Below are 18,073 nucleotides of genomic sequence, written 5' to 3' on the forward strand. Positions count from 1 at the left end.
GGGAGTTACCCCGCAGCGTCTTTTTTTTGCGCGCTTTTGCACCACCCGGGTGAAGGGTCATTCCCAATACGGCACGCCGCTGAAGAGGAACGATTCATTGTTTAAGTAGGCCTTAATCTCTCTACCGGCTAATTTACCGATATGCTCAGGCAGCCACTTCTGCCAGTCCGGCAGACCCAGCCAGAAATTCATCGTCTCCAGCTGTGCTGCAATAAAAAATCCTTCTAACCGCTGGATATAGTTATCCGGTAACGGATGGTGCCTGGAATAAGAATGAAGCAGCTGTTCTCTGAACGAAGGATGGATGTAGGAGAACGTCCAGCCCAAATCGATTAAGTAATATCCGAACCCGCAAGCGCCGAAATCAATGGGCCGTACTTCATCTCCAGCAAACACCAGATTACTTGGAATCAGATCGGCATGAATCATGCCCCAATGGCTGGCCGTCCGCTCCATAGCGTTCATCATGTGAATAACCCGCTCGCCTGCATGCAGCAGAAGCTCCGTATCTCCTACATCAAGCAGTCCGGCATTAGCGCGTTCCTTCAGCATGTTAAGGGCTTGCAAGATCCGGGAGCCATCAAAGGCCGGGCGTTCAAAAGCATCGGGGATAGTCCAGTTTGAGGCTTGCTTATGTAACTTGCCGATCAATTCACCTAGAGCCCCAGCATCTTCTATAGTAGGAATAAAAGGCTTCTGTTCACCCTCCACCCATCGTAACAAAGTGCATTGGGTATGGTTCACGTCCGTAATGAATTCTCCGCGAATGTTCTTGCAGGGTGAAGGCAGGGTCACATCGGTATCCAGGGTTAAGGCTTCCAGCCAGACCATTTCGGATTGCAGGACTTCCCGCTTACTCCAGATTGGCTCAAGTGCGTCATTCTTAGAGATATGTAACCGGAGGCTGTAACAATTGTTGTCCAGATCAGTAACCTTGTAGATCGTATTGCCGCTCTGTGCAATGAAATCAACCGATTTGCAGCTTATAGAGTAGTGCTCCAGTGCTTCCATTGCGGTATTCAAGTGTCTATCCAATCGCAGATCGCTCCCTCATTTATCAAAGTATAATAGGTACGATAACATAGCTGTTCATGGGCGGGAATGGAACCGTTGACTATATTTGTTTTTTATTGCTAGGCTGGGCGTCCATAACTGCAATCTGACTTATGATATACTTGAAGGTAAATTTTAGGATGATCCTCAAGATGAATGAGCAGACAAGGAGGTTAACCTTTTATGCGTAAAGGGAAAGGGTTTTTAATACTGAGAATTCTAGTTGCCGTTCTGCCTATTGTCCTGTTGATCCAAAATTATGGTACCACCATTCGCATCTGGCTCCATCCTGTAACAACAACGATAGGGCAGGTAGCCCCCATTTTGCCTAACAAGGAGATTACTACCCTGACCTTCATTCCTGGAAATGACGCAGAGCGGGAATTCGAGATTACCCGTGATGATGATCTTAGCGATCTCATAACCCGTCTCTCCAGCCTGCAAATCAAGGAAAAGAACAAAAGTAACCAAAAAGAGCCCGATCAATTCGACTCCATATTTTTAAGCGTCCAGGGCGGCCTAAGAGTGATTCTGGATGTCTCCGAAGATAAGAAGGAGCTGCTTCTGCTGAAAGTTAGCAAGGATAACACCACCACCCGATGGTATTCTGTCCTTAACCAGGAGGAGATGGATCAGATCTTGAGCTTAATATTGGAAAAGAGAACAGATTGAAGCTTACGATTTCTTGCATACGCTAATAAGGAGCGGGGAGCTGGAGGTGAACGGGGTACGATCCCAGTCCGCATACTTATGCTCGATACGGAATCCGTAACGGTTCAATAACTCCGTCAGCGCAGCGTATGTTGTGAACCGGCAGTCGATCCGTGACTTTGTCCGCTTATTGCCCCAATCGCGAAAAGTTACCCAGCGCATGATGGAACGTTCCGTATCGTAGGTCTGTGTGCCCGATACCTTGACTACGTTGCCGTCTGAATCGGTGAATTGGCCCCAATCCGTCTCCTCTTCATCGGACAGGTCAGTTCCTGCGGGATTGCGCGTCTCGAAGATCAGACGTCCTCCGGGCTCCAGATGATTGTAGACTGTACAGAGTAAGGTGGCCTGATCCTCATCACTCAAAAAAGCCTGAAACGCATTCCCCGTTAAATAGATCATGGCAAACCGCTTATCGGAGCGGAAGGTTCGTGCATCAGCTTCAATAAACGCTACAGGCAAGTTCCCGGCCTTCACCCGCGCATAAGCCAGCATAGAGGAAGCAATATCAACGCCAGTTATGGCCACTCCCGCCTGAGCCAGCGGCAGAGTCGTAAGTCCGGTTCCGCAAGCCAGCTCCAAAACCTCTCCGGCAGACGCCTTGGCCCATTCCAGATAGAACTGATATTTCCGTGTCTCCCCGCCGAACTCCAGATCATAGTTGATCGGGTCACGGTACTCTTCCAGATTGTTGTGCGCAGTCAATGCCAGCCCCTCCTTGGCAATACAATATAAACACATAAAGGTAAGATAGCATAGCTGTTCATAGGCGGGAATGGAACTGTTGATTATATTCGTTTTTTATTGATAGGATGGGAATGAAATGATTAGTAAGGGGATGATCGGATGGACAACCATAACTGCAACCTGAATATCTGGGCGCATCTGCCGGATGAGATATGGACGAAAGTAGCTGATATATATGAGTCGATGCCTGGCTGGCTCGGGTACACTGGCGTAATTCCTTATTGGTACGGACAGGAAACAGATGAGATGTTCATAACGGCCTCCGTTGAGCCGAGCGGGTTGTCGTTCTATGCCCAGATGGAGCAGACCGAGTGGGACGCATGGATCGGAAGGTTCAAGGCTGAAGCGACGAGAGCGTTGGGGTTTGCGGTGGGGGAGCCGGAGGAAGAGGATTTTTAGTTATTAAAGTAAAATTATTCAAAATTGTGTTACATTTAGTCGGGTTATGCGTCATCTATTAATAGACAGCACGAGCCCTTTCGACAACTAACGCCAGAATTCATAGCGGAGGGAGGGAAGGACCGTTTGAATAACCGCTTATAGTAGACAAAACCAGATTACGAGAGGATGAGTTTGTTGAAAAAGAACATACGTTATTTTCTAGGCCTCATGCTCGTGTTATTAATGATTCCAATGAGTGTCGCTGCTTCTAGCGCTGATCGAAATGCTGACTTAACCCATACCGTACCGAAAGCGATTATACAAGCAATGGAATTGCAAGAGCCGGCCCTTCGGGCCTATCAGAATCTCTGGGAGAGCTTCGATAAAGATGAACTAGGCTTACCAGTGTACCCCGATCATTATGCAGGTGAATATGTCAGCGGGGATCAGCTGGTCATTATGTTGGTCAATCCTTCTGAGGAATTGAAGGCAGATTATATCAAGCGGGCACAGGATCAAGAGCATGTCACATTTGAAAGCGCTTCATATTCACTGAATTACTTGAATAGTCTAGATCAAGTCGCGAAGCAGCTGGAGGAGCAGAACTATAGCATCGGCAGCTACGGTGTGGACCGGAAGGCTAACCAGTTCTATGTTTCAGTGATCGAAGAGGATTACAATAAGCTGATGAATGAGCAGCCTCAGACCCTCCAGAAGACAACGGAGAGCTTGCCTGTCCGCATTGAGCCGGGAACGCCTAATATAAGTACAGCCCAGTTATGGGGCGGGGACCGGATTACCAATGAAGATAACGGTGCTGGATTAAGTGTCGGTATCGGAGGAACCTATGGCGGCAGTAATGCCATTTTGACGGCTGGACACAGCAATGAGAAGGTCGGCTTCTTATCTCCGAGATATCCTTATATCCAGTATTCGGGGACCCGGACAGGACAGGTTACTTATCAGCGTGCGAATCAAGCCGTCGGTGCGACTGGCGTTGATTCCCTGGGCGACTTCGCGATGGTGAAGTTAACCGGAAGTGATACGGCGACGAACAAAGTGTATGGAAGTGTATCCATAACCGGCACCTATTCATCGGTTCCTGTGGGAACCACGATCTATAAATACGGAGCAACGACCGGGTATTCATGGGGGACGGTGTCGCAAGCGAGCATTAACGTCGTCTACTCCGATGGCCTGTTCAATACCTATCGCGTGAACGGCCTGTATCAGTCTCTGATGCAGAATTCCTCCGGTACGGATGCCGTTGCCGGAGGAGACAGCGGCGGACCGGTCTACATGAAGGATGGAAGTGCCAATAAGCTGCATGGTATAGTAACGGCCAGAAGCAATCCAACGAGCGGGCCTGCTAAGATCATGTATTCCACCCCGATTTATTATGCGGAGCATGCCGGCTTCACCGTTAAGACTAACTAGTTATACTGTACCCATAAGGAGGATAATGACATGTCTGTTCCCTCAATCTCTAGACCATTCTTGTGGTGGTGCGCCGTGTTGACGGTCATTATCCTCTTGGGTGTGCTTGTCTACCGGACAGGGGCCGCATTGTATCACAATCACCAGCTGCGCAAGGATTTCTCAGCTGCAGCTGAAGCCAGTCCCTATCAACAAGGCATTCCGCTGAAGCAGATGGATTTGAGCGCTTATAGCTCCTATTTTCCCGGCATCTCTGGAGAGCCTGCCTATGTGATAACGCATTTCATAGAAGCGCCTGTGTCTCTACAATATTATAGTGAGATTCCAAGCAAGGATACGGCGGTGGCCCTACATATCCCCAAGGGGACGGTCATTGAGGCCATTCCCCAGCATTCCCCGGGGTCTTCATTCTATGAGTTAGGGTACGGGTATACCAGCTATCCTACGTATGAGAAGGGATGGCGGTATGTCCGGCCGTTCAAGACGGCAGAGGCGGCAAGCCCTGGACTGGGCGAGGAGTATTATTATATTAGAATAGACAGCTTAGAGGCTGTAATGAAATCAGCGATTAGAGCAAACAAGCCTTTTCTCACTGCGGTACGTCAGGAATATTGGACCTTGAACCGGGGGACGCATGCCTTCGCACGGCTTATTGACGAGGCATTGTATCAGAATGGAGCGTACCTCTCGCCGGATCTGCCATACCGCACCTTTGACCGCTGGAATATGATGCTGCTGGGGGCCGTGTTGGTGATCACCATTGTCCTGCTAAGGCCAAACTCATGGTTTCCCCGAATCCGAAGATAGCATGAGAGTGCAGGGTCATGATATTAGCTGATGGAGAGAACGCCTTGGCGTTCTTTTTGCTATACAGAAGATTCACCAGCCCGAACCCTAAGCAGAAAGGGTATAATGAATAAAATACTGCTAATTTGGTGTAATTAGGGAGGGGTTACAAATTTCACTTCGCGTTCTGCATACCCGTGAACCCGATGATGATACCACGTTCCTGAAGAATCTATACGACAGCCACTATTTCTTAATGAGGAAGAAAGCATACACCATCCTGAAGGATCAGGAGGTCATTGAGGATGTCATTCAAGAAGCGTTCATCCGGCTGATTCCCAAGACCGCCTTATTGCGCTCCTTGAACGGCTGCAAAGTTACCAGTTATGTCGTCAACACCATTAAGCACTATTGTTATGACCATATCCGAAGGCGTACCCGCCGTTCCAGGAAGGTCTATACCGGCTTGAGCAACGATGTGGCGGAGCAAATCCCTGATCTCACAGCCGCGACAGAAGAGAATTACATCCAGGCTGAAGCCATTGGAGCGCTGGAGAGAGCCATGCTGACGCTGTCGGAACGCGACCGGAATCTGCTCTACCTCAAATACAAGCTGGAGCTCGGGGATCAACAAATCGGGGAGCTTGTGAATATTCCCGCGCAGCATGTCCGGCAGTATATTGCCAGAGCCAGAGGGCGGGTGCTGCGGGTTTTGAGTGAAGCCGGGATTGGTTACCAGATCCATTAGCGCAAGATAGCCCCTTCGGGCAGAATAACCTTGGAATCTCATGAGGTGATGGTTCCGGTTACGTCTGCTGAAGGGGCTATTTGTTGTTATTGTGAATGATCTTACTGCCGGCCGCTTATTTCAGCGCCCCTTCGGTCAGGCCAGCTACGATATAGCGGTGGAAGAAGAGGTAGACAATAATCATCGGGAGCGTAATCATCGCCAGTGCGGAGAACAGCAGCTTATAGTCGGTCATATAGCGGCTGGAGAAGGCCAGCAGACCTACCGGAATCGTCTTCAAGGAGTCGTCCTGGATGTACAGCATAGCCAGCAGCAGCTCATTCCAGGCATTCAGTGCTGAGAAGATTCCCACGGTGGCCATATTCGGAATCAAGAGCGGAAGGATGATTCTGCCGTACATCCGCCAGTCGCCGCAGCCGTCGATCCGGGCAGCCTCCAGCAGCTCTTTCGGGATCGAGTCCAGATAAGCCTTGAGTAGGAAGATGGCCAGCGGCAGTCCGGTGCCGATATAAGGGAGGATTAAGCCCATATAAGAATCCTTCAGATTCAGCTGCTCAAAAATATAGCTCTGAGCAATGAAAAAGGATTGCAGCGGCATGAACAATCCGAAGACGAACAGCAGCATCAGCAGGCTGCTGCCGCGGAAGCGCAGCTTGCTGAAAGCGAAGGCTGCAAGGCTGGCGAAGAGTAGAATGCCCGCAACGGTGACCGAGGTGACAATTACGCTGTTGCTGGCGTAGGTGCTCATATTGCCGACCGTCCAGGCTTTGGACCAGTTCTGCAGATTAATCTGCTCCGGCAGTGCGAAGGGAGAGGAGAAGATCTCCCGGTTCTCCCGGAAGGAAGAGAGGATAAGCCAGAGAATCGGGTAGGCATAGAAGCAGGAGATGACGATCATGAACAGATAATACAGGATATGCGGGAACGGTCTGCGGCGGGCGGCTTCCCCGCTGTTATAGGATTGTTTCTTGATATCCAGGGCCGTGGTCGTCAAGGGATACACCTCACTTTCTCATAATGTCGCAGTTTACATGCTCCGGGTTCCCCGCTAATACTCCAGGACACCGTCGTCCTTCTTCTTCATTTTGCCGGCCACAAGCCCGATCACCGCGATTACAATCGTCATAATGACGGCCAGCGCGGAGCCGTAGCCGATGCTCATATGGGTGAAGACGACCTTGACCAGATAGGTGGTCACAATCTCGGTTGAATTATACGGTCCCCCGTTAGTCATGACATAGAACAGATCGAAGGACTGAAAGCCGGTGAGCACACACAACATGATGCCTGTCTCCACCAGATTACGGATCATGGGGATTTTGATCTTGAAGAAGATCTGTGCTTCCCCTGCGCCGTCCAGATAGGCCGATTCATAGACTTCTTTGGAGATGCGCTGGATTCCGGAATAGAAGATGGTCATATAAAAGCCTGCATACACCCAGCCGGAGACGATACAGATGGCATAAAGCGCGGTATCGGGGTTGCCCAGCCAGACACGGGTCCAGCTCTCCAGGCCAATTTTCTCCAGCAGGATATTAATGAGGCCAAAATCGGAATTATAGACGAATTTCCACAGGTAGGAGACGACAATCATTGGCAGCATGACGGGTACGAAGAAGGCGAGCCGGAAAAGTCCGCTGCCCTTGCGGCCCATCGTGATTAAGCCTGCGAGTCCGAGTCCGGCAATAACCTCAACTAAGACCGTAGCAACAATATAGATAAGCGTGTGTCCGTAGGAGTTAAGGTAGACCTGGTCCTGAAAAGCGCGGATATAATTGTCGAAGCCGGTGAAATGCATCGTGCCGATCCCGTTCCAGTCGTAGAAGCTGAAGACGAAGGTCATCAGCACGGGGACCAGAACAACGAAGCCAAACAGCAGGAGGGCGGGAGAGATGAACAGGTAGGGAGAGAGCTTATTGCTTCGGCCGGACATGGGGCCACCTCCAATTCTCGATGTACAAGGTAGTACATAATTTCCGTTTTCGGGATGAAGCCGCCTTGCGGGCGGATTCACCGTTATTTTTTCAGAGGGGCAATGGTGGTCTCCAGCTCAGCCAGAGCAGCTTCAGGGGACTCAGCGCCTCCGATAACCTTAGAGGTAGCCATATTAAGCGCGTTGGCGACTTCAATGGAATAGCCGGTATCGGGCGGCGATACAAGCACCGGGGCGTTCTCCATCAGATCGTTCAACTCCAGTGAGAGCGGAAGCATGGTCTCCTTGTTAATCCCGTCTTTGGTAATCGGTACGGCACCAGCGTCTGAGAGCTTCTTCGAGGATTCGGGGGAGCTGTACAGCTTCATGAATTCGATGGCCTCGTCGATCAGCTTGGAGTTCTTATTGACCACCATTCCGTTCAACACGCCGATGACGCTCTCCTGATTGCCCTTGCCGTCCGGCATGGCCGGTGTATTGAAGTAGCCCAGCTCCAGGTCGGGGGTTTCTTCCACTGCGGTCGCAGCCAGCCAGCTGCCGATCGGATGCATAGCACCGCTGCCGTTCAGGAACAGCATATCCGCTTCACTGTCGCTTGCGGCAGTAATGTTCTCATTAATATAGCCCTTATCCCAGAGCTCCTTCACATAACCATAGGCTTTGGCGAAATCAGGGGAATTGAACGGCTGCTTGAGCTGCATGGCCTCACTGTAGGCATCCTCACCCGCAACGCGTGAGAGGATATGGGCGACCCAGTTGCCTGCCGTCCACAGATCGGAGTTGCCGATGACGAGCGGGGTGATGCCTGCCTGCTTAACGGTCTCGCATACCTTCAGGAATTCCTCCCAGGTGGCTGGCGGCTGAAGGCCCAGATCGTTGAACATCTTTTTATTGTAAAAGATTACGTTCGTCACATCGCCCGCCGTAGGAATCATATACGTCTTGCCGTCGATCACCATACCATTGAAGGTACCTTCGGCAAACATATCCTTCAGTCCGGAGCTCTCAAGCTGTCCGGTAATATCTGCGGCATAACCATCCGTGACTCTGGTCTGCAGACGCTGTCCGGCCCATTCGAAGTACAGGTCAGGAGCGTTCTTGCCGCTTAGCAGATTGGGTAATCCGATCGTCTGATACGTGTCATCGTCCTGGTAGTTGAATTCCACCTTAATCCCCTGATGCTGTGCCTCGAACTCCTTGCCGATCGTCTCCCAGACCTTGATCAAGCCTTCGCCGGGCGAGCCCATAGCAATCCGGAGAGTTTCCTGTTTAGCACCGGACCCGCCGTTATTGGCTGAGCTGTCATTAGAGGCTGCAGAAGAGCAGCCCGTCAAGGCGGTAACCAGCATCGTTGAGACCAGTGCAATATTCCTTTTGTTCATTCGTTCATCGCTCCTTCGATTTATATGGGCCAATAAGCTGATGCGACTACGCGATTCCTTCTTATCCCTGCTCTCCCTTTCGCCTTCACACTCCTGTATGTAATATTACTTAACTCAATAGAGTGAGGTATTCCCGATTTGGACTAAGATTTGTGCGGAATAAGTAATTTGTAGTAACAATATAGTTTTCATTATTAAGTATAGCCAAGGCCCTGTCAATTGTTTTTTTAGGCAAAAAGACAGAGAAAATTCATTTTTAACCGAAAGTGAAGTAGGATAAAACTCTTCCTTCGTAAAATTTTGTAAGCGTAAACAACGTTGATATCACAAGGAAATATACGATGTTATGGGAGGATGTGGAAAATGGGGGCGGCTGCAGATTACCATTTCATAAATGTGTTGACAATTTGTTATGATTAAAAATAGAATGTGTGTAAATGTTACTACAACAACATTAATAAACTGACATGGAGGTGACATTGGTTAGGGTTGCTTCGGAGCCGGCTTTATCGCGTTAACGATTACACTTTGAGGAGGAATGCATATGAAGTTCAGATGGAAGCAGATGCTCGGAGTATTCGCCGTCGTGTCATCCGTGGCATTGACAGGTGTATCCACGGTATCGGCAGAAACCGCCGAGAAGATTCCTGCATGGGCCGCTGAGGAAATGGCCTCGTGGAAGGAGATGGGGCTGCTGAAGGGGAATCCCGATGGCCTTGTGCTCCCGAACGAGGGAATCCGCAAAACAGAATTCGCCGCGTTGATTAACCGGATCTTTAATTTCAGTGAGGAGAGCGGCCAGAGCTTCAGTGATGTTCCTAAGACAGCCTGGTATTCCTCTGACATCAGCAAGGCGGTCGCAGCCGGCGTACTTATCGGCGATGGCGGAGGGAAGATCCAGCCGCTGGAGATCCTGACCCGTGAGCAGGCGGCGCTGATGCTCAGCAGAGTATTCCATGTTGCCGCATCAGGAAATTCATATGCCCCGTTCTCAGATGACGCCCTTATTGCCGGCTGGTCTAAGGAAGCGGTCTATGCGATGAAGGAGGCAGGTTATGTAGCGGGCACACCGCAAGGCGCATTCCAGCCGAAGAAGGCATTGACGCGGGCCGAGGCGGTGAAGATGATGAACAATGCCATGGGAACCCTGGTGGCAGACGGGGGAGAGCATTCAGGCATCTCCGGCAGCAACCTGATCGTTAACACAGCGGGAGGTACGTTATCCGATCTGAAAATCTCAGGGAATGTATATATTACGCCCGGCGTTGGCGAAGGGAATCTGAGCCTCAACAACGCAGCGGTTGAAGGCGTCGTCTACATCAACGGCGGCGGTGTGAACAGCATTACGCTGACAGACAGTCAAGTGGGCAGCATTGTGATCAGCAAGCCTGCTTCTCCGGTAAGAGTAATCCTCAAGGGGAAGACCACTGCCGGGAAGATAGATGTAACCTCGGGCGCCAGAATTGTTAACGAATCCGGCCAGCCGATCAGTACCATGAATTTGCTTACGCGGGCTTCCGATGCTGTCTCCGTGTCTGGAGATGTCAATGAATTAAATGTAGCTGCACCGGCGGGCTTCACACTGGAGAGCGGCCGGATTGGCAGCTTCAACCTCTCCCTTAAGGCAGGCGGTTCAACAATTAAGCTGAACACAGGCAGTGTTGTCACGAAAATGACCTTGAACGGTGCCGTAGTGATCACCGGTGAAGGGACAATCGCCGAAGCGGTGGTCAATGGAGAAGGCGTGTCTTTCCCGGTCAAGCCGGACAAGCTGACGGTCAATGCTGCCAAGGTAACGATAGGCGGGCAAGATTATAACGCTTCAGGACAGCTCATCCATCCTGCGGCCGGCAACCCGGGAGGATCGGGTTCAAGCGGCGGCACAGGAACTCCGGCTCCAACTCCAGCGCCAACCTCATCTCCGAATCCAACCCTTAGCCCGGGTGCGGGGAATCCAACGCCGACACCAAAACCAACACCAACGCCAACGCCAACACCGACGCCAACACCAACGCCGACGCCAAAACCAACGCCGACACCAACACCGACGCCAAAACCAACGCCAACGCCAGAGCCTAAAGCTGCCGAGTTATACACCTATGCGGAAGCATTAAGCTCGTTCAGCTCCACAGGAGCAGAAGGGCTGGCTAAGCAATACCTGACCTTCCTTCAGGACCCTTCCTACAATCCTCCGATCGCTAACAAGGATGTCGTTATGCCAGACCTTGTGAACGCCGTAACCTTTGTTAACTATGAATTTAATATCAAGCCTTCCATATTCGCTTCGATGCGGGGGATTAACACCTCTGTCTTAGATAAGACCCGGACTTATTTATGGATTGGAACAGACAGTGGAGTCACCAGAATTAATCTCGCCACGAATGAAATGACCGGTTATACCGCTCAAGGCAAGCAATTGTACGATGACAAGGTGCTGCTGCTTGTGCCGGATGAGAATACGGGGGTACTGGTGATCACACGAACCGGCGTATCGCATATCTACCAATAAGGAAAGGGGAGCTTACCATGGACAAGATGAAAAGAACGGGCATGAAGATCACGGGTGGACTGCTTGCCTTAACATTATTCGTATTGCCGGCGGCGCCCGTGCTTGCGGAGAAGCTGCCTGGCTCGGAGTACTCTCCGGTTCAGCTGGAGGCTGTGCAGACCAAAGAAATGACCTATTATAAAGCCGGAGCGGCTTCTATCCCGGGCAACATTGAATGGGTCACCGATGCTTCAGCACTCAAATTCCTGCCGCTCTCGGTCATCGGCGATGTAACCAGTGTGGTTCTGGACGGGGGAGTCTATTGGATTGGAACGGAGACCGGCTTACAGCGGGTGGACTTCAGCGCAAGCGACACCAAGGATATTGTTCAGTATATGGCTGGACCAAGGTATCTGTATGGCGGAGACGATCATGTGACGGGACTGGCCAGTGACGGTCAGAACGGCATTTGGGTCCGTACGGCGAGCGGGGTCACGCATATTGCGATGCCGGAGAAGACGCTGCATGATAAATCGTTTATCTATGAGGATCTCGTGCAGTCGATCCTGGACCGGCGCGGCATGGTTCATGGCGCAGGCTTCACCTTCACAGAGACAGACAGCAAGCTGGATGCGGTCAATTACAACTCCGAGACCGGAGTATTCACATCCACGCCTACCACCAGCGATAATGACGGTCTATGGACCGCGATGTATGCGATGGGCGAAATCTTCCGCTACAAGGCATTGCAGGAGCAGTACGGAACGAGCCCGGCTTCCGGGGAGCAGGCAGAGATTGCCGCAGCCAGAGCCGCAGCGCTTAGAGCGACCAAGGCTGTACTGCTGCTCGATTATGTCTCCGGCCGCGGCAACGGGTTCCCCGCACGCTCCTATATGCTGACCAGTGAAGCGAGTGCGGCTACAGTGGATAATTCAGTGTATGGCTACCAGTCCCAGAACGGCTTCTGGTTCCAGAACTTCGTCGGGCCGGACATGATTAACCCGAATGGAATCATTCCAAGCATGCAGCGTGACGACGGAGTGGAGCCGATCGGCTATTCCATGGTCAGAGTAACCAAAGACGCAGAGAACAAAAAAGGCTCCACCCTGTTCCCGAGCGGAGGCACGGATGTGCTGAACTACAATGGACTTGGCCTTAGCCAAGCCGCCATTGACGAGCTGAATCTGACGCGTCCCGAAGGCCAGAAGCTGGGGATTGATATCAAGACCCGGGTTGGAACGTCCGTAACCGGCGCAGTGTATCAGGTGCTGCCAGTCATTACAGCCGCCACGAACAATAAGGACGCCAAGGAAGACAAAACAACAGGCCTTCATAATAAGCCGCTGTTCCAGCTGACAGCTCCCGTATATGAGCAGATTCCGTCATTCTTCAATGATCTGTTCCCGGAGAGCGCCATTGTGGACGGCCATATCGACATGAACCAGATTGTGTATAAGGCCGATACTTCGGCAGATGAGGTGGATGGCCATTATGCCATGTTCTATACCGCCTATAAATATCTGATCGGGGACAGCACCGATCCTGAGCTGCTTGAGCTGAAAGCCCTCATCGAAGAAACGACGCACCGCATGACCGAGCTGATCCTGAAGGACGACCATTATTACATTGAGGACGCTACCGGCAAATCGACGCAGTGGTCCAGATGGTTCGCCAAATACTTCAACGACAGCGTTGGGACCATGGAAAAGCAGGAACAGTGGAAGTCCAAGATCGGCGTTGACGAGAACGGGGACGATGCGCTGTCCTACGGCTACGAGGACGGCCCGCTTAACGCACTCCAGGTCATGGCTGCGCTGAAATCGGCAAGCTACATTGTCGCAGAGAGTTATCCGGCTGATTCAGCCAAGTATGAGCTGGCGTATGAACAGGCTTTTGCCGGCAGCTACAGTAAGGAAGAGCCGTATGTCAACGGCCGGGGCTACATGGCGATGGCGCAGGAATATATTGAGCGCAGACTCGTACGTCAGGCGACCAATGCTTACAGCGAGAACGATAACCAGCCGGTAACGATGGACAATGTGGGAGCCGGCACTAACACCAATGCTACGCTGCATAATGACTGGACCCAATATATCAATTATTCGGATGAAGAGCTGGGCTGGTTCCCGGTGTTCATCCTGGTGACTCTTGAGCAGGATGCAGACAGACATGCGCAGATTGTAGCCGCCTATGATCAGTGGTACTCCAATGAGGTGCGGGAGGAGAATCCGTTCTACACCTTCCTCTACCAGCTGGCGCACCCGGACAAGACCGATGTCGATCTGCAGTCGGCGGTCCGCTTCCTGTACCGCTTCCCGGAATTCCAGATTGAATTCCCGGTGCAATGGGACCGTCAGGATGTCCTCTATATTGAACCGGGTGACCGCGATGATTATAAACAGACGAATTACGCACTGGCTCCAGACGAGCGGCGCATCATTAAGCATAACTCGAATCCGTTCGAGAATGACAGCCAGACGACCGGTGCCAATCCGGGGTATAACTACCGTTCGGGCAGCATTGAGGCGGGTTCGGTATTCACGCTGCCCTACTGGCTGGGGAGATATTTCGGGATCATTCAAGAGTAAAAGAGTATACCGGGACGAAGGTTACCTTCATCCGAATTGTCTCTCAATCGTATAGCTGGGGAAGTCTCCCCGGAATACGCCGAAGCTGTACTCCAGCGGCGAGCCGTCAGCCAGATAAGTAAAAGTTCTCACTTGCAGGCAAGGAGAGCCTTCTTTGACACCCAGCAGCTTGCTGGCGGTTTTGTCCGCGAGGACCGGCTTCAGCTGCTCCACAGAGCGGTGGGCCTTCAGGTTGTACTCTGACTCCAGGAAGGAGAAGAGCGAGCCGTCCTTATAATCATTGATGAGCCCGGGGGCCAGATCCCAGGCGATATAAGTGGTCTCGTACAGGAGCGGTTCATGATCGGCGTAGCGGAGCCGCAGTAACTGGTTGACCGGAGCTTTGACAGGAATATTCAGGAATTCATTGAGCGGGATCTCGGCAGGCGTCACCTTGGCTTCGATGATCTTACTTGTGGGCTCTTTGCCGCTCATCAGCACATCCTCGGTGAAGCTGCGCTTCTGGTTAAGCTGGAGCTCCTTGCGCTTGACGAAGGTGCCCTTGCCCTGATGCCGCTCCAGAATATCCTGCATCTCAAGCTCGCTGAGCGCGAGGCGGATGGTGGTCCGGCTGGCGGAGAACATCTCGCATAATTCAGCCTCGGTGGGAAGCTTCTCTCCGACCGCATAGGTTCCGGATTGAATCTGTTTAAGCAGTTGTTCTTTAATATTGAAATATAATGTATTATTTGTTCTCTTTGTCATTACAAGTGTCCTCCGATGGCAATTTGTTATATTATATCACGGAACAGGAGCCGGAGAAACCACTGTGTAACAACTGAGATTTCAAGCTGAAGGAAAGCTGTACATGCAATATCAGCGTAACAATGAAAGGGTATTTGTAGGAACAATGTCTACAATTATGACTATTTAAATAACAATGGACCAATCAGGAGTGGAAGCTATGTATCTAGCAGGTGTAGACGGCGGCGGAAGCAAGACCATCGCTGTTATCGCCGATCATAACGGCAGGGTTCTGGGGTCGGCAGTGACCGGCTGCGGCAACCATCAGATCATTGGAGTCCGGGCGGCGGTGCTCAACATTCGCGGAGCGCTGTTCGGTGCACTTGCGAAGGCAGGGGTAGGCATTGACCAGCTCGATCATGTGCAGTTCGGTCTTGCGGGCGCTGACCGCAGGCCGGATATGGACAAGCTATATCCTGAGATCAGCAGTCAATTAGATCTGCGGAGCTGGGATATCGTCTGCGATACGTTCGAGGGGCTTCGTGCCGGGAGCCCGGATAACACAGGAGTGGTGCTTGTCTGCGGAAGCAATACGAACGCGGCCGGCCGCAACCGGCTCGGGCAGACGGTACAGATAGGCGGCTTCGATACTCTGTTCGGTGACCGGGCCGGCGGCTTCTATCTTGCGGCGCAGGCGTTCAGCAGAGCGGTGCGCTGCTGGGAAGGAAGGGAGCCGTACAGCGAGCTGGTGGAACGGATACCGCAGAGGCTGGATTTTGCAAGCTTCGAAGAGATGGTGGACCGTTACCTCAATGACGAGGTGACTGCGGCGCCGCTGGAGCTATCACTGGTTGTTCATGAAGCGGCAGCGGCGGGGGATTGGCTCTCCCGCCAGCTGCTGGCGGACATGGGCAGAGAGCTGGGGATCGCTGCGGCGGCTGTCATCCGCAGGCTGGGCGGCTTCGGGGACGAAGAGGTGCCGGTCGTCCTGACCGGGAGTATCCTGCAATCGGGCAGAAGTCCGCTGCTGCTGGATGCACTGCTTGAGGCAGTGTGGGCGGAGCATCCCCGCTGCACACTGGTCATTCCGGAGCTGCCGCCTGTATTCGGTGCCGTAATGCTGGCGATGGACCGGCTGGGCATCCCTGTAACCAGTGCAATACTAGAGCAATTCAAGAGAGACGGAGGAAATCACAGATGAAGAAGAAGCACTTGAAGCTTGCAGTGATCGGAGGCGGTTCCTCCTATACGCCGGAGCTGGTGGAGGGCCTGATCCGGTATTATGATGAATTTCCCGTTGCGGAGCTGTATCTGGCCGATATTGAGGCGGGGGCGGCTAAGCTGGCCATCATAGGCGAACTCGCCCAGCGTATGATTGATGCCAGCGGCAAGCCGATCCGGCTACATACGACACTGGACCGGCGCGAGGCCATCCGCGGTGCGGATTTCGTGGCCACACAGATCCGAGTCGGCATGCTGGATGCACGCTCCAGAGATGAGAAGATCCCGCTGGCCCATCATCTCATCGGCCAGGAGACCACCGGAGCGGGCGGCTTCGCCAAGGCGCTGCGCACCATTCCGGTCATTCTGGACATCTGCCGGGATATCGAGGAGCTGGCGCCGGATGCGTTCATGATTAACTTCACCAATCCGGCCGGTATCATTACAGAAGCGGTCTCCAAGCATTCCCGGGTCAAGTCTGTGGGGCTATGCAATCTGCCGATCAGCACCAAGATGCAGATCGCTGAGCTGTACGGAGTTCCCCAAGCAGAGATGTTCATTGAGATTGTCGGCATCAATCACCTCAACTGGACGACCCGGGTGATGATGCAGGGCGAGGATGTGACCGAGGACTTCCTGCATAAGCTGGCCGGAGCCAAGGGGCCATCCATGGCCAACATCCCTGATCTGGAGTGGGATTCCGAATTCATTCAGTCCGTGGGGGCACTGCCTTGCCCGTATCACCGCTACTATTATATGAAGGAAGAGATGTACCGGGAGATCTCAGAGCATTACCGCGAGACCGGCAAGACACGCGCCGATGAAGTGAAGGAAGTCGAAGCCGAGCTGTTCGAGATCTACAAGCAGCCCGAAGTCCACAGCAAGCCGGCGCAACTGGAGAAGCGCGGCGGCGCCTACTATTCAGAAGCCGCAGTCCAATTAATGAAGTCGATCTACAACGACACCGGCGACATCCAGACCGTCAATGTGCGCAATCAGGGGATCATTCCTGATCTGCCCGCCGATGTCTCCATCGAGATCAACTGCGTCATCAAATCCGACGGCCCGCACGCACTCGCCCCCACCAAGCCCCTCCCTCCCCAGATCCGGGGCCTGCTCCAGGTCGTGAAGGCTTATGAGGAGCTAACAATCGAGGCTGCCGTCAGAGGAGATTACGCCTCCGCCCTGCAAGCCCTAACCATCCACCCCCTCGTAGGCGACGAGCACCTCGCCAAGGAAGTGCTGGCTGACATTCTGGAGCAGAATGCCGATTATCTGCCGCAGTTTCGGGTGCGGGTGAGATAGAGGATTGGAAGTTTGCACTACTTCAAGAGCCCCCATCAACAGCGACAACCCGCTGCTGATGGGGGCTATTTTAATTGTATAGGAAGCTATAATTTCCTCTTGCTGTGGACAAGGTGCGTGTAAATTTGTGGAAAAGAATTCCTTGAATGATTCGAAGAGTAACTTTGTTGCTGGATGTATGTGAAAAACAGCATACGTTGTGCTCGCAAGCAGGCACACGCCTGAATGTATGTGGAAAACAACATACGTTGTGTTTGCAAGCAGGCATACGGTCTGGATGTATGTGAAAAACAGCATACATTGTGTTCGCAAGCAGGCATACGGTCTGATGTATGTTAAAAACAGCATACGTTGTGTTTGCGCAAAGGTAATCTTATTCATCTGTTAGGATGATTTTGTTCTTTGTGGAGAAGGACATGGCGTAAATAAGGAGACTAGATTCGGAATTGACATATTTAACAAATATAATATTTCCTTGTATGATAGTAGTAAGACCAAGAATAGACTACGTGAGTATTCAACCAATAATGCTGAAATAATAAGTAAGCTGGAGAATTATTTTAAATAGAT

General features: G+C 52.0%; 15 protein-coding genes. 9 read left to right on the forward strand and 6 right to left on the reverse strand.

The genetic code is table 11. From position 1 onward, the window contains the following. Positions 1–57: 57 nt before the first annotated feature. Positions 58–1,035, reverse strand: coding sequence for a phosphotransferase enzyme family protein (locus tag NST04_RS26160; RefSeq protein WP_341186886.1), 978 nt, complete (start codon positions 1,033–1,035; stop codon positions 58–60). Between the two features lie 201 nt (positions 1,036–1,236). On the opposite strand from NST04_RS26160, the gene NST04_RS26165 reads away from it, so the two are divergent. Beyond that, positions 1,237–1,725 carry a hypothetical protein gene (locus tag NST04_RS26165; protein ID WP_341186887.1) on the forward strand — a complete coding sequence of 163 codons (489 nt, stop codon included), beginning with the start codon at positions 1,237–1,239 and terminating at the stop codon, positions 1,723–1,725. Positions 1,726–1,728: 3 nt separating this feature from the next. Here the strand turns inward: NST04_RS26165 and NST04_RS26170 are convergent, their stop codons facing one another. Continuing rightward, positions 1,729–2,469, reverse strand: coding sequence for a class I SAM-dependent methyltransferase (locus NST04_RS26170; RefSeq protein WP_341186888.1), 741 nt, complete (start codon positions 2,467–2,469; stop codon positions 1,729–1,731). A 141-nt stretch (positions 2,470–2,610) separates the two neighbouring features. On the opposite strand from NST04_RS26170, the gene NST04_RS26175 reads away from it, so the two are divergent. The 4 genes from NST04_RS26175 (at position 2,611) to NST04_RS26190 (ending at position 5,863) form a co-directional block, all read left to right on the forward strand. Then, positions 2,611–2,910 carry a hypothetical protein gene (locus NST04_RS26175; RefSeq protein WP_341186889.1) on the forward strand — a complete coding sequence of 100 codons (300 nt, stop codon included), beginning with the start codon at positions 2,611–2,613 and terminating at the stop codon, positions 2,908–2,910. A 309-nt stretch (positions 2,911–3,219) separates the two neighbouring features. After that, positions 3,220–4,329: a trypsin-like serine protease gene (locus NST04_RS26180; protein WP_341186890.1), complete on the forward strand. Its 1,110-nt coding sequence runs from the start codon at positions 3,220–3,222 to the stop codon at positions 4,327–4,329. 30 nt (positions 4,330–4,359) lie between these two features. After that, entirely contained in the window at positions 4,360–5,136 is a 777-nt protein-coding gene (locus NST04_RS26185) for a hypothetical protein (protein ID WP_341186891.1), read from the forward strand. Positions 5,137–5,338: 202 nt separating this feature from the next. Next, positions 5,339–5,863, forward strand: a complete 525-nt coding sequence (locus tag NST04_RS26190; RefSeq protein WP_341188057.1) for an RNA polymerase sigma factor — start codon at positions 5,339–5,341, stop codon at positions 5,861–5,863. 115 nt (positions 5,864–5,978) lie between these two features. Here NST04_RS26190 and NST04_RS26195 read toward each other — a convergent pair whose 3' ends face one another. From NST04_RS26195 to NST04_RS26205, 3 genes are all read right to left on the reverse strand, one after another. Continuing rightward, a complete protein-coding gene (locus NST04_RS26195) occupies positions 5,979–6,857 on the reverse strand; it encodes a carbohydrate ABC transporter permease (protein ID WP_341186892.1) in 879 nt (292 codons plus the stop codon). A gap of 54 nt (positions 6,858–6,911) precedes the next feature. After that, on the reverse strand, positions 6,912–7,796 hold the full coding sequence (locus NST04_RS26200) for a carbohydrate ABC transporter permease (RefSeq protein ID WP_341186893.1): 885 nt from the start codon (positions 7,794–7,796) through the stop codon (positions 6,912–6,914). Positions 7,797–7,879: 83 nt separating this feature from the next. Then, on the reverse strand, positions 7,880–9,178 hold the full coding sequence (locus NST04_RS26205) for an ABC transporter substrate-binding protein (RefSeq protein ID WP_341186894.1): 1,299 nt from the start codon (positions 9,176–9,178) through the stop codon (positions 7,880–7,882). Between the two features lie 544 nt (positions 9,179–9,722). Here NST04_RS26205 and NST04_RS26210 point away from each other — a divergent pair. Together NST04_RS26210 and NST04_RS26215 are read left to right on the forward strand one after the other, a co-directional pair. After that, positions 9,723–11,687, forward strand: a complete 1,965-nt coding sequence (locus tag NST04_RS26210) for an S-layer homology domain-containing protein (protein WP_341186895.1) — start codon at positions 9,723–9,725, stop codon at positions 11,685–11,687. 17 nt (positions 11,688–11,704) lie between these two features. Further along, a complete protein-coding gene (locus NST04_RS26215; protein ID WP_341186896.1) occupies positions 11,705–14,254 on the forward strand; it encodes a hypothetical protein in 2,550 nt (849 codons plus the stop codon). 27 nt (positions 14,255–14,281) lie between these two features. On the opposite strand, the gene NST04_RS26220 is transcribed toward NST04_RS26215, so the two are convergent. Next, the gene (locus tag NST04_RS26220; RefSeq protein WP_341186897.1) at positions 14,282–14,998 is read right to left on the reverse strand and encodes a GntR family transcriptional regulator; all 717 of its coding nucleotides are present in this window, start codon (positions 14,996–14,998) and stop codon (positions 14,282–14,284) included. Between the two features lie 199 nt (positions 14,999–15,197). Between NST04_RS26220 and NST04_RS26225 the strand changes: the two genes are divergently transcribed. Both NST04_RS26225 and NST04_RS26230 read left to right on the forward strand, forming a co-directional pair. Next, on the forward strand, positions 15,198–16,178 hold the full coding sequence (locus tag NST04_RS26225; protein ID WP_341186898.1) for a BadF/BadG/BcrA/BcrD ATPase family protein: 981 nt from the start codon (positions 15,198–15,200) through the stop codon (positions 16,176–16,178). Beyond that, entirely contained in the window at positions 16,175–17,503 is a 1,329-nt protein-coding gene (locus NST04_RS26230; protein ID WP_341186899.1) for a 6-phospho-beta-glucosidase, read from the forward strand. The genes NST04_RS26225 and NST04_RS26230 overlap by 4 nt, the downstream gene beginning before the upstream one ends. Positions 17,504–18,073: the final 570 nt, after the last annotated feature.

Source organism: Paenibacillus sp. FSL H7-0756 (genome assembly GCF_038006765.1).
Taxonomy (GTDB): domain Bacteria; phylum Bacillota; class Bacilli; order Paenibacillales; family Paenibacillaceae; genus Paenibacillus_AQ.